General features: G+C 40.9%; 11 protein-coding genes. 8 read left to right on the plus strand and 3 right to left on the minus strand.

Going from position 1 to position 13,756, the window contains the following annotated elements; genetic code table 11:
• Positions 1-67: 67 nt before the first annotated feature.
• The gene (locus OCV82_RS10400; RefSeq protein WP_154044320.1) at positions 68-1,294 is read right to left on the minus strand and encodes a BamA/TamA family outer membrane protein; all 1,227 of its coding nucleotides are present in this window, start codon (positions 1,292-1,294) and stop codon (positions 68-70) included.
• Positions 1,295-1,503: 209 nt separating this feature from the next.
• On the opposite strand from OCV82_RS10400, the gene pepT reads away from it, so the two are divergent.
• The 4 genes from pepT (at position 1,504) to OCV82_RS10420 (ending at position 7,977) form a co-directional block, all read left to right on the plus strand.
• Complete coding sequence (gene pepT / locus OCV82_RS10405; protein WP_154044321.1) at positions 1,504-2,730, plus strand: peptidase T; 1,227 nt, start codon at positions 1,504-1,506, stop codon at positions 2,728-2,730.
• A gap of 106 nt (positions 2,731-2,836) precedes the next feature.
• Positions 2,837-3,922 (plus strand): glycine cleavage system aminomethyltransferase GcvT, encoded by a 1,086-nt coding sequence (gcvT, locus tag OCV82_RS10410; RefSeq protein WP_154044322.1) that lies wholly within the window; start codon positions 2,837-2,839, stop codon positions 3,920-3,922.
• Positions 3,923-4,040: 118 nt separating this feature from the next.
• Positions 4,041-6,293, plus strand: coding sequence for a cation:proton antiporter (locus OCV82_RS10415; RefSeq protein ID WP_154044323.1), 2,253 nt, complete (start codon positions 4,041-4,043; stop codon positions 6,291-6,293).
• Between the two features lie 121 nt (positions 6,294-6,414).
• Positions 6,415-7,977, plus strand: a complete 1,563-nt coding sequence (locus OCV82_RS10420) for a tetratricopeptide repeat protein (protein WP_154044324.1) — start codon at positions 6,415-6,417, stop codon at positions 7,975-7,977.
• Between the two features lie 71 nt (positions 7,978-8,048).
• On the opposite strand, the gene OCV82_RS10425 is transcribed toward OCV82_RS10420, so the two are convergent.
• Together OCV82_RS10425 and OCV82_RS10430 are read right to left on the minus strand one after the other, a co-directional pair.
• Positions 8,049-8,603, minus strand: coding sequence for a 1-acyl-sn-glycerol-3-phosphate acyltransferase (locus tag OCV82_RS10425; RefSeq protein WP_154044325.1), 555 nt, complete (start codon positions 8,601-8,603; stop codon positions 8,049-8,051).
• Positions 8,604-8,620: 17 nt separating this feature from the next.
• A complete protein-coding gene (locus tag OCV82_RS10430) occupies positions 8,621-8,887 on the minus strand; it encodes a hypothetical protein (protein WP_154044326.1) in 267 nt (88 codons plus the stop codon).
• 273 nt (positions 8,888-9,160) lie between these two features.
• On the opposite strand from OCV82_RS10430, the gene OCV82_RS10435 reads away from it, so the two are divergent.
• From OCV82_RS10435 to OCV82_RS10450, 4 genes are all read left to right on the plus strand, one after another.
• Entirely contained in the window at positions 9,161-10,804 is a 1,644-nt protein-coding gene (locus OCV82_RS10435) for a diphosphate--fructose-6-phosphate 1-phosphotransferase (RefSeq protein WP_154044327.1), read from the plus strand.
• Between the two features lie 149 nt (positions 10,805-10,953).
• Positions 10,954-11,862 (plus strand): glycoside hydrolase family 25 protein, encoded by a 909-nt coding sequence (locus tag OCV82_RS10440; RefSeq protein ID WP_154044328.1) that lies wholly within the window; start codon positions 10,954-10,956, stop codon positions 11,860-11,862.
• A 69-nt stretch (positions 11,863-11,931) separates the two neighbouring features.
• Positions 11,932-12,300: a YccF domain-containing protein gene (locus tag OCV82_RS10445; RefSeq protein WP_154044329.1), complete on the plus strand. Its 369-nt coding sequence runs from the start codon at positions 11,932-11,934 to the stop codon at positions 12,298-12,300.
• Positions 12,301-12,337: 37 nt separating this feature from the next.
• Positions 12,338-13,678, plus strand: a complete 1,341-nt coding sequence (locus OCV82_RS10450) for an MFS transporter (protein ID WP_154044330.1) — start codon at positions 12,338-12,340, stop codon at positions 13,676-13,678.
• Positions 13,679-13,756 lie beyond the last annotated feature (78 nt).

The following is a 13,756-nucleotide window of genomic DNA, read 5'->3' on the forward strand; positions in this document are numbered from 1 at the left end:
GACATATATAAAAAAACTCCGCAGGTCATCGTACCTTGCGGAGTTTTTTAGTATATGAAATGTTTTATCAGAATGCTTCTGTCATATTTATATAGAATAGGTTCTGTTTGTTTACGAAGTCCCTACCTATATCAAGTCTGAAGTTCATACGTGGCTGTACTTCTATTCTCAGACCGACACCTGCGTTGGGCAGTACACCTTCGATCTTGCCTGGATTCGGTCCCATAAAACCGGCGCCTCCCCATACTACGTATCCTAAGCGGTTAGCTACTTTCTTCCACCAGTTACTTCTGTCGGTATTGAACATCTGTCTGTATTCCAGTATTGCAAGATGTGATGACTTGTCGCGGAACTGTCCCATATAGTAGCCTCTGAGGTCGAACGGAGTACCGCTAAGCACATACTTGTTCAGAGGTATATTATTGCCGAATACGTTTTTGCTCTGTACTGTCCATGCCAGGACTTTTCTTTTGCCTACCGACTTGTACTGGCGGTAGTCGAATTCCAAACGGTAGTAATTGTCATCGCCACCTAACCATTTCTGATACATTACACCGCGGAAATCAAAATACAGACCTTTAAACGGATTGGCTGGAATGTCGCGTGTGTCGTAACTTAACAGGAATCCCAGACCGGAACTGAAATTGCTGTATCCGTCGGCAGTACCTCCGGCCTTTATGTAATTCTTGTCTTGTGTTATACCTTCAGCCACATTCATCATGTGGTCGTAGTTCAAGTCAATCTGCGGACCGGCAAAAAAATTTGTTTCTTTTATACGGAAAAGGAACCATGGGTTAACCTGTATTCCGCTGTATTTGTATTGGCTGGTTTCTTTGCCTCGGATGTAATTCTTGTTGGTGGTATATCCCACTCCGTAATAGTTCTCCTGTGTGTTCTTGTAGATGAATTGTCCGAAGATACGGAATTTATCGTTCTTGAAGAACAATTGTGGTTTTACCACTATATTAAGTCCACCTTTGAACATCAGTGCTACGGAAGCAGGAACTACCGAACGCTTCATGGTGCTGTCCTTTGGATTCATGCTGAAAGTTACCAGAGCGCTACCACCTACCAATAAACCGAAATCAGGGGTATAGCTCGGACCGCCAAGAATATTATAATGTACGTTTCGTTGGGCTTTTTTTTGTCTTTTGAGTTCTTTTTTGCTTAGAACGACTGTTGTATCGCCGGCAATAGGAATACCTTGTTTTACAATCTCTGCTTCTTGTCCTAAAGTTTTCACTGGAAGCGCTGTCAGACACGCTATGAGTAATAATGTAGGATATAATTTCATTCTATCTATTATATATATTTTGGTGCAAAATTACGAAACTTACTCAATAGTTTGATGTTCTTTTGATAATACTTTTTGGTTTTTATGATGTATTTCCTTTTAAATGAGTTTCCGAGTATGAAAAATTACCAAAAAAAGGATATGTAGTTTTGTTATTAGAAACCATTTATTTAACTTTACATCAATCAATAATTTAACATATAAAAAACATGACAGTAATAGACAGATTTTTAAAGTATGTGACTTTTGATACCCAGTCGGACGAGAATACAGGCGTTACTCCAAGTACCGCAAAGCAGATGGTTTTTGCGAAATATCTGCAGCAGGAACTTCAGGAACTTGGACTTGAAGAAATCTCCCTTGATGAAAACGGATATTTGTTTGCCACCTTGCCGGCAAATATAGACAGACCTGTTCCGGTGGTAGGATTTATCGCCCACATGGATACAAGTCCTGATATGAGCGGTGCTAACGTCAAACCTCGTATAGTAGAGAATTATGACGGAACTGATATAGTATTATGCAATAAGGAAAATATTGTTCTTTCCCCTTCGCAGTTCCCTGAATTGCTTGACCATAAGGGTGAAGACCTTATTGTGACCGATGGTCATACTCTTCTTGGTGCCGACGACAAGGCTGGTATCGCCGAGATAGTTTCTGCTATGGCATATCTGAAAGAACATCCCGAAATCAAGCATGGAAAGATCAGAATAGGTTTCAACCCTGATGAGGAAATCGGTTTGGGAGCACATAAATTCGATGTACAGAAGTTCGGTGCCAAATGGGCCTATACAATGGACGGAGGCGAAGTGGGCGAACTTGAATTTGAGAATTTCAATGCCGCAGCCGCAAAAATAGTGATAAAAGGAAGAAATGTTCATCCGGGTTATGCGAAAAACAAGATGATAAATTCAATGCTTGTAGCAAATGAGTTTATGTCTATGCTACCGGCTGATGAGACTCCGGCCACAACCGAAGGTTACGAAGGTTTCTATCACCTGGTAGGCATGAAGGGCGAGGTAGAGCAGTCGGAACTTTCATATATCATCCGCGATCATGACAGGGAAAAATTTGAAAGCAGAAAGGCTTTCGTTGCCGATTGTGCAAGCAGGATCAACGCCAAATATGGCAGTGAAATTGTTGCAGTGGAACTTAAAGACCAGTATTACAACATGCGTCAGGAGGTGGAACCGCTGATGCACATCATTGACATTGCATTCGGTGCGATGAAAGAGGCCGGAGTAGAGCCTAAGGTCAAGGCTATACGAGGAGGTACTGACGGTGCGCAACTGTCGTTCAAGGGATTGCCTTGTCCTAATATCTTTGCGGGAGGATTGAATTTCCACGGAAGATACGAGTTTGTTCCTGTTCAGTCTATAGAAAAGGCTGTAAAGGTAATAGTGAAAATTGCGGAACTGACAGCAAACAGATATTGATTATTGTAATAGTTTGTGAGTTTGTAAGTTTTTAAGTTGGTAATAACAAACTTATAAACTTATAATCTCATAAACTAATAAACTCACAAACTTTAAACTTATACTTATGAAAACTACTCCATTTACAGAGAAGCATATAGCTCTTGGAGCTAAGATGCATGAATTCGCAGGTTACAATATGCCGATTGAATATTCAGGAATTATCGAAGAACACCTGACGGTGTGTCAGGGTGTGGGAGTCTTTGATGTTTCGCATATGGGAGAATTCTGGGTAAAGGGACCATCTGCGCTTGAATTCATTCAGCTGGTTACCTCGAACAATGCTGCAGTACTTACTCCGGGAAAAATTCAATATTCATGTTTCCCTAATGAAGATGGCGGAATAGTAGATGACCTATTGGTTTATGCATACGAGCCCGACAAATATATGCTTGTGGTGAATGCGGCAAATATAGAAAAGGACTGGAACTGGTGCGTTTCGCATAACACAGTCGGTGCAGAACTGGAAAATTCGTCCGACAATATCGGACAGCTCGCTATACAGGGACCTAAAGCCATTGATACATTGCAGAAGCTAACAGATATTGTTCTGGCTGATATTCCTTATTATACTTTTAAGGTTGGCGAACTTGCCGGTGTGAAAAATGTCATTATATCCAACACAGGATATACCGGTGCGGGAGGTTTCGAACTATATTTCTATCCGCAGGATGCAGAGAAAATCTGGAATGCAGTGTTCGAGGCAGGCGAGGAGTTCGGCATCAAACCAATAGGCTTGGGAGCCCGCGATACTTTGAGACTCGAAATGGGATTCTGTCTGTATGGTAACGATATAGACGATACGACTTCGCCTATAGAAGCTGGGCTGGGATGGATAACAAAGTTTGTTGACGGAAAGAACTTTACAAACCGTGCCGCACTTGAGAAGCAAAAGGCAGAAGGCGTTTCACGCAAGCTTGTAGGTTTTGAGATGATAGACAGAGGTATTCCGAGACACGGTTATCCTCTTACTGATATGGATGGAAACGTTATCGGTAATGTTACATCTGGAACAATGTCGCCAACACGTAAGATAGGTATAGGCATGGGATATGTCAAAACTGAATTTTCCAAGCCGGGAACAGAAATATGTCTGGACAATCGTGGCAGAAAACTTAAAGCCATAGTAGTCAAACCTCCTTTCAGAAAATAAAAATATTGTCTTTTTGATATTATAAAGCGGAAGTTTATGTGATATTTTACATAGACTTCCGCTTTTGCTATTATTTTATTTAGTAATTTTGCGGTTGTAATAACTATTTATAACGATTATGTCTCATTTGGCTCCTTTAATAAGCGATTTGGCCCTGATATTGATATGTGCCGGTATAATGACCCTTGTGTTCAAGAAACTGAAACAGCCATTGGTGCTGGGGTATATAGTTGCCGGATTTTTGGCCAGTCCGCATTTCACTTTTACTCCTTCCGTAACTGATGCCGACAGTATAAAGACCTGGTCGGATATAGGTGTGATATTCCTTTTGTTTGCCCTTGGTCTTGATTTCAGTTTCAAGAAACTGATGAAAGTCGGGGGGGCGGCAGTTATTTCGGCATGCACCATTATCCTGTGTATGATAGCGGTGGGAATATTCGTAGGTTGGACCTTCGGATGGAAGCAGATGGACTGTATCTATCTGGGAGGTATGCTTGCCATGTCATCTACCACCATTATATATAAAGCATTTGATGATTTGGGCATCAGGCAGCAGAAATTCACAGGACTTGTGTTGAGTATTCTTATTATTGAAGATATTCTTGCCATCGTACTTATGGTTATGCTTTCCACAATGGCTGTGAGCAAGAATTTCGAAGGAATGGAGATGGTAGGTAGTATCCTGAAACTGGTGTTCTTCCTTATCTTGTGGTTCGTGGTCGGCATGTATCTCATTCCTACATTCCTCAAGCGCTCGCGTAAGCTGATGAGTGACGAGACACTTCTGATATTCTCCTTGGGCATGTGTTTCGGAATGGTGGTCCTGGCTGCCAAGGTGGGATTCTCTCCGGCATTCGGAGCTTTCATTATGGGTTCCATACTTGCCGAGACACTCGATTCGGAGCGTATTGAAAAGCTGGTTGCCCCTGTAAAGGACTTGTTCGGTGCCATATTCTTCGTGTCTGTGGGTATGATGGTCGATCCTAATCTGATAGTTGAGTATATATGGCCTATTGTAGCCATAATAGTGGCAATCCTACTAGGACAGACCATATTCGGTACAGGCGGTGTGCTGCTTTCCGGGCAGTCGCTCAAGACCTCCATGCAGTGCGGTTTCAGTCTGACACAGATAGGTGAGTTCGCGTTTATCATAGCGTCGCTTGGTGTAAGTCTGAACGTGACCAGCGATTTTCTGTATCCGATAGTCGTTGCGGTGTCTGTAATAACCACGTTCCTTACACCTTATATGATCCGTCTTTCTGTTCCGGCATATAACTTTGTAGATAAACGTATGCCTCCTAAATGGAGAAACATGATAGAAAGATACTCGGGCTCCACCCAGCCGGCCAATTATCAGAGTAACTGGAAATCGTTGATTTATGCCATAATCAGGATTACTGTGATATATTCTGTACTGACTATTGCGGCCATTTTTATATCTTTCAGCTTTATTCTTCCTTTGCTTGTTGAAACTATGGGAGACAAATGGGGACGTTGGGCAGGCGCGGCCATAACGATAATTCTTATATCGCCTTTCCTGCGTGCCATGATTATGAAGAAGAACCACTCCGTCGAGTTCAAGGCTTTGTGGAAAGACAGCAGGTTCAATCATGCTCCTCTGATATCTGTGGTGATACTCAGAATAGTGATAGGTGTGATATTCGTGATTTATGTGATTAACCATATATTCCAGGCTTCCGTCGCTATAGTTGTCGGAGTGGCAATAGTCGTGGTGCTTACAATGATATTCTCCCGTTTCCTGAAGAAACAGTCAATTCTGATGGAGAGGACTTTCGTCCAGAATATGAGGTCGAAGGATATGTTTATGGTTTATAGGGGAAGCAAGAAACCGGAGTACGCAGGACGATTGCTCGACAGGGATATACACCTGACGGATATAAAGATTTCGGCAGATTCATTGTGGGCAGGTTTGACTCTGATGGAACTTAACTTGGGGAAAAGATTTGGAGTTCATGTGGCTTCAATCATACGTGGTACGCACAGAATCAATATTCCGGGTGGACAGACAAGAATATTCCCGGGTGATACAATTCAGGTTATAGGTTCCGACTCGCAATTGTCGGCATTTGCCGAACATGCTGAAGCTGTTTCGGAGGGGTGTGTGGATGATGACTTTGAGAAGAAAGAGATGCTTCTGAAACAGTTTGTTGTGACCGAAAATTCAAAGTTTGTTGGAAAGACTATCCGCGAAAGTGGAATTAGAAACAAATATCACTGCCTTGTAGTAGGAGTTGAATCTTCCGGCGATATGTCATTGCGTCAGCCTGATGTAGATGCAGAATTGCAACAAGGTGATATCGTTTGGGTAGTGGGAGAGGAGTCCGCACTGAATGCCTTATTCGAGGATTGATAGTTTATTCATGTATATAACACTTAAAAGACTAAAAAAATATATCTGAAAAGACTGTATATTATTTAGATATTAATACGGTTTTGTATCTTCGTAATAATATTAACCTTATCTTGATTTTATGTCTTTATACAGTTTTTTCAGATATCTGATATATTCTTTTCTTTTTGTCTTTATCATGTCTTCTTGTTCGCGTCGTGATGATGCCGATGTGAAACGTGCAGTAAACGTTTTGTCGATGGTGAAAGACATGTGCGATAAAGACAGTTTTCCAAAGAATGATTCTATTTTGAATTTTTCAGTCAAGGTATTTTCGCGTGAGGAAATGGATTCCTGTCTTGCTATGGCCTATTTTTATCAGGCCCGAATTCAGCATAAGAATTTTTATCTTCTCAGGGCCATAGACAGTTATGTCATGGCAGGTGAATATGCCGGATCGGACAGTATGCTTCATTTTAAGATTAATCTGGAATTGGCGAAAATATACCGTTTCAAGATGAGGCATGATATGGAAAAGTCGTACATAAATTCAGCTGAACGCTTGTTGAAGTCACTGCACGATTCATCGGCAAACATAGATTTCCTACATGAAAAGGCATTATATTATCTGAATAAAAAAGACATGCCGAAGGTATATTCCACTTTAAGGAAGGCATTGGCATATTTATATGATAAAAACGATAATACTAAGTCGGATATATATAAACATTTGTCGGAGGCATATATGGCTTCGGGTAATTCTGACAGCGTAGTGTATTTTGCCGACAAAGGTCTGGAACTGGGGCCGATTCCCCAGTTGAAGAGTGAACTGCTCATGTTAAAAGGACTGGCATACACCTTGAACGGGAACTCTGATTCTGCATTGCATTATATAATCCCCAACATGTATAGTGTAGATATGCCTGCACGTATTAAATCGTACAAGGCTATGGCTGAAATGTATGACGGTTTGGGAAAACTTCCGCAAGCTTATGATTTTCTTAAGAAATATACTGCAACTCTTGATTCTCTGATAGAGGACAGGCGTGATGAATTTATGGAAAAGATGCACGGATTACATGAATATAACATACAGAAAAAACGTGCCAACAAGGCTGAGATGCAAGCTGCATCAAGCCAGTTGATGTTTTCCAACTTTGTACTTGCCGCATTACTTCTTATTATGTTCTTATCCATATTGCTCCATTATTACCGTTCCAATAAGCGTAAACTGACGGAACGTCTGAGGGAAGAAACATGTCTGAAAATGGAAGAGACCATAAAACGCAGGGATATGGAAATATCGCTTGCGCGCAAGCAGGAAGAACTGAAACAGAAAGAGATAGAAAAGCTTAACAAGAATATTGACTATTATAAGCAACTTAACAATATCACTCTTCCGGTGATAATGAGGAGGCAGAATGCGCAAGGTTCCCTACATCTTTCGGATGATGACTGGAATATAATAACAGGCAATGCAGATGCTTGTTTCGATATGTTCACGGAGAGATTGAAGACGCTTTGTCCGCAACTTACTGACGATGACATACGTTTCTGCTGTCTGGTTAAGATGGAGCTTTCCATGTCAATGCTTTCAGAAATATATCACATTGCAAAGGCCAGCATATCCAGACGCAAGATGAGGCTGAAAGAGAAAATAGGAATAGAGAATACCAGCTTCGATGAGTTTATTATTGATTTCTAGGATATTTGCTTAAGTTTCAGTTTAAAAACAAAAACGGCTGTAAATCAAATAATTTACAGCCGTTTTTGTTTTTAAACCTCTCCTATATCGAACTTCTCAGGATGTTTTCCCTTGAAATCCTTGAAGTAGAGTTTTATTTCGCGCATGTCTTTATCAATATCACCTGTAGGCATGATAGCTTTGTTGGCATAAATGCACTTTTTCTGATAATCAATACCTATAAGCACAATAGGTATATTTGCGCCGCTTGCTATGAAATAAAAACCTTTTTTCCAATTAGGGTTTGCCGAACGTGTACCTTCCGGAGTTATTGCCAAATGGAATTTCGGACTTTTCTTTATCAGTTCCACAGTTTGTTCAACCAGTGAAGTTCGTTTGTTCCTGTTTACCGGTATTCCGCCCATCCATCTGAACAGGTATCCCAGCGGGAAGAAAAACCATTCTTTCTTCATCAGGAAACCAGATTCGCGACCTATTGCACCGATGAACAGTTTTCCTATTATCAGGTCCCAGTTGGTGGTATGTGGGGCAGCACAGATTATACATTTGTCGTAATCGGGAACATTGACTTCAGCCTTCCATCCCAATAGTTTGAAGTAAATAAAACTGAAAAGCGCTTTCTTCATTTCCTCCTGTCAGTGGATTATTTTTCGTTCAGCTTGTTGAATACTTCTTCAATCTGTGTATTGAAATCCGATTTCAGTTTTTTGTAGAAACCTTTTACATTTCCCGGTTCAGTATGGCTGATTCGGCTTATTATATCTGAACGGAGGTTTAGTGTCTTTTCTACAAGGTTTGCGATAGCTTCACGTCTTTCACCTTCGGCGTTCATGCCTTCTATAATACACATACCAACAGTTACTTCAGAAATATAGTTCACATGTTTTTTCAAGTCTCTTCTACTAGCCATAATTCTATGATTTTAATTGATTAATAAAAAATATTTTGTCGTAAAGATAATGTTTTTGTTGGAATATCTACTTCTTTTTGTCAAATATTATTCCTATGGTGTATTTTTTTTATCCGTCATTTTCGTATTTCCGAAAAAAAGGCGAAATTTGCACGGAACGTTGAAAAAGCATTTAAAATAAAACGTCCGCACGTTTTTATTAAAACGGCAAGGCGAATTTTAAAACGTATAGAATAAAATAATATACACCTTATATAAATAAATTTTGAAATTATGACAAAAAGTGCATTACAAATTGCTAGAGCTGCTTATCAGCCAAAATTACCAAAAGCCCTGACAGGTGCGGTTGCAGTGAAGGAAGGTGAAGCTACTCAGTCTGTAGCCGATCAGGAAGCTATCAAAAAGTTGTTCCCTAACACTTACGGAATGCCTTTGATCCAGTTCGTAGAAGGACAGGCTCAGAACACTGCAGAGATGAATGTCGGTGTTATCTTGTCTGGTGGACAGGCTCCTGGTGGACATAACGTTATCTCTGGTCTTTTCGACGGTATCAAGAAACTTAATCCTAACAACAAACTTTACGGATTTATCCTTGGTCCTGGCGGTTTGGTTGACCACAACTATAAAGAACTTACTGCTGATATCATCGACGAATACCGCAACACAGGTGGTTTCGATATCATCGGTTCAGGTCGTACAAAACTTGAAAAAGAAGAACAGTTCGAAAAAGGTTACGAAATCTTGAAAGAACTTGGTATCAAGGCTTTGGTTATCATCGGTGGTGATGACTCTAACACTAACGCTTGTGTATTGGCTGAATATTATGCTGCCAAGAACTATGGCGTACAGGTAATCGGTTGTCCTAAGACTATCGACGGTGACTTGAAGAACGAAATGATTGAAACATCATTCGGTTTCGATACTGCATGTAAGACATATTCAGAAGTTATCGGTAACATCGAACGCGACTGTAACTCAGCTCGCAAATACTGGCACTTCATCAAATTGATGGGACGTTCTGCTTCTCACATCGCTCTTGAATGTGCTCTTCAGACTCAGCCAAACATCTGTATCATCTCTGAAGAAGTTGAAGCTAAGAACATGTCACTTGACGATGTAGTTACTTCTATCGCTCAGGCTGTTGCAAACCGTGCTGCTGAAGGAAACAACTTCGGTATCGTTCTTATCCCGGAAGGTCTTATCGAGTTCATCCCTGCCATGAAGGCTCTTATCGCTGAACTTAACGACTTCCTTGCAGCTAACGGTGAAGAATTCAACAAAATTGAACCTAACAAACAGCGTGAATATATCATCAGCAAGCTTTCTGCTGAAAACGCTGCTATTTATGCTTCTCTTCCAGAAGGTGTTGCTCGTCAGTTGTCACTTGACCGCGACCCACACGGAAACGTACAGGTATCACTTATCGAAACAGAAAAACTTCTTTCTGAAATGGTAGGCAAGAAACTTGCTGCATGGAAGGCTGAAGGCAAGTTCGCAGGTAAGTTCTCTGCACAGCACCACTTCTTCGGTTACGAAGGACGTTGCGCTGCTCCATCTAACTTCGACGCTGACTACTGTTACTCACTTGGTTACACTGCTTCATTGCTTATCGCAAGCGGTAAGACAGGTTACATGTCATCAGTGCGCAACACTACTGCTCCTGCTGCTGAATGGATTGCAGGTGGTGTGCCTATCACAATGATGATGAACATGGAACGTCGTCACGGCGAAATGAAACCAGTTATACAGAAGGCTCTTGTTAAACTTGACGGTGCTCCTTTCAAAGCATTCGCTGCACAGCGTGAAGCTTGGGCTAAGGAAACTGCATATGTTTATCCAGGTCCTATCCAGTACTTCGGTCCTACAGAAGTTTGCGACCAACCAACAAAGACTCTTCAGTTGGAACAGGCTAAATAATATCGGTTAATGACTGATATGATATAATTGCCAGGAATCACCACAGACAAGCAACAGAGTATGTATGCTCCTGTGGTGATTCTTTTAATATAGTGAATGTACTCGAAATTCAATTCTCTGTTTGATTTTATAATATAAATTTTTTAACCATGATAAAAGAACCGAAAGTTTCTGTGGAGAAGAAGGTTGCAAAAAGGCCTGCCGCAAGACGCAAACCGTTGCAAACAGCAAATGGCGGAAGTCGCAAACCGGTAAGGGCTAAATCTTCCACTTCAAAGAAACAGTCACAGTCTGTAAAACTGTCGGATACTGCCCATTACGTATTGATGGCAGTCGGTGCATTGATATTCGTGGTTGGATTTTATTATTTCTTCATACGTCCGTATTCATACAGGTGGAAACCGTGTTATGGGATGAAAGCATACGGAGTTTGTCTCCCTTATGGATATGCAGTACATGGAATAGATGTTTCACATCATCAGGACGAAATAGACTGGAAAGTATTGAAAAGTGTACAGTATGCACAGTTTCCGGTACGTTTCGTATTTATAAAGGCCACAGAGGGAGGAGATTTCAAGGACAGGGCTTTCGACTACAATTTTGCCGAGGCTGACAGTATGCATTTCATACGTGGCGCATACCATTTCTATAATCCCAATACAGATCCTGTGAAACAGGCGGATTTCTTTATTGACAATGTAAAATTGAAAGCGGGCGACTTGCCTCCGGTACTTGATATTGAGAAAAGACCAAAGGATGCGGTTAAACTGAAAAGAGACCTGCTTGTATGGTTGAACAGGGTTGAAAGACATTATAAAGTAAAGCCTATATTATACACTTCTTATAAATTCAAGAACAAATACTTGTCTGATTCTGTTTTTAATACATATCCTTATTGGATTGCACATTATTATGTGGATTCGGTGAGATACGAAGGCGAATGGAAATTTTGGCAACACACGGATGTAGGAACCATGCCGGGAATAAATGAGCAAGTCGATTTGAATGTGTTCAACGGTTCCATGAGCGACTTACTGGAATTAACAATTAAGAATTAATAGTTAATAATTAGCCCATGCTGATTGCTAACAACTGATAACTAACAACAAATAACCGACAATTAACCCATGAATATTTTGATGAACATTCTTTGGATAATCTTCGGCGGATTATTCGTATGTCTGGAATATGTGATTTCCAGCTTTCTTCTTATGATTACCATCATAGGGATTCCTTTTGGTCTCCAGACTCTAAAGCTGGCAATGCTTGCGCTTTTTCCTTTTGGGGTGAAGGTACAAAGCACATCTTCAGATGGAGGGTGTCTGAGTGTATTCATGAATTTGTTGTGGATACTTTTGGGGGGCGTATGGATTGCGCTTACACATCTTCTTTTCGGTGCCTTGCTGTGCATTACAGTGATAGGAATACCTTTCGGAATGCAACATTTCAAACTCGCTGGACTGGCTTTGACTCCGTTTGGTAAAACTATATCCTGACACTATTATTTTTTAACTATTAATACATTTTTAATTGATGACAAAATTCTCTCGTGCGTTCTGGACAGCCAACTTGTCGGAACTTTTTGAACGTATGGCCTATTATGCCATCTTTATCGTAATTACACTTTATCTATCTAACACATTAGGCTTCAACGATATTGAAGCGAGTCTTATTTCAGGTCTTTTCTCCGGAGGACTTTATTTCCTTCCTATGTTTACCGGAGCGTTTGCCGATAAGATTGGTTATCGTAAGGCAATACTGATTGCATTTACACTGCTTACTATAGGATACCTAGGGTTGGGTATGCTTCCTGTGATGCTTGAGTCGGCAGGATTGGTAGAATATGGCGAAAAAACTCATTTCACAGGACTTGAAACCAGCAGTCTGCGTCTGCTCATTGTGCCAGTGATGGTGATACTTGTGATTGGAGGTTCTTTTATCAAATCTATAATCTCTGCTTCTGTGGCTAGAGAAACAACATCCGAAACTCGTGCACGCGGATATTCCATATTCTATATGATGGTAAATATCGGAGCATTTACTGGTAAGTGTTTTGTCGATCCTATGCGTTCTATAGTAGGCGATGAGGCTTATATCTATATAAATTTCTTCTCAGCCACATTGTGTTTCATCGCTTTGCTTACTATATTCTTTTTCTTCCATTCTGCCAATACATCAGGTGAGGGAAAAAGTATGGCGGAAGTGTTCCGTGGATTGGGTAAGGTATTTACCAACGGACGTCTTCTGTTGCTTATACTTATAGTGACAGGTTTTTGGATGATACAACATCAGATGTATGCCACAATGCCTAAGTACGTAATCCGTATGGCGGGCGAGACTGCCAAACCGGGATGGATTGCCAATGTAAATCCGTTCGTTGTGGTAATATTCGTGAACATCATTACCCAGCTTATGGCAAAACGTAAGGCTCTGACATCAATGGCGGTAGGAATGTTCCTTATACCTCTTTCCGCATTGATTATGGCGTCCGGAAATCTGTTCGAAGGAGATATCTTCGGTATGCACCCTATCACAGTGATGATGATTGCCGGAATTGCTGTGCAGGCACTTGCCGAATGTTTCATCTCTCCGCGATATATGGAATTCTTCTCATTGCAGGCTCCAAAAGGAGAGGAGGGACTGTATCTGGGATTCAGTCATCTTCACTCATTCCTTGCTTCAGTAATCGGTTTCGGTTTATCAGGTATTCTTCTTACGGCATATTGCCCGGACCCTGCACTGTATGATTCCGTAGAGGCATGGAAAGCCGATGCTGCTAATGCGCATTACATCTGGTATTGGTTTACTGGTATCGGTGCCATTTCGGCTATTGCACTTATAATATATGCTAAGGCTACAAAGAGCGGAAAATGATATTCTGTTCAGTGAACGGCTACTGAACGGGCAGTGAACATATTTTGAAAAGGAGAAGACGCATAATGAATGGGTTCT

Origin of the sequence: Bacteroides cellulolyticus (assembly GCF_025567135.1) — a bacterium.
Lineage (GTDB): Bacteria > Bacteroidota > Bacteroidia > Bacteroidales > Bacteroidaceae > Phocaeicola > Phocaeicola cellulolyticus.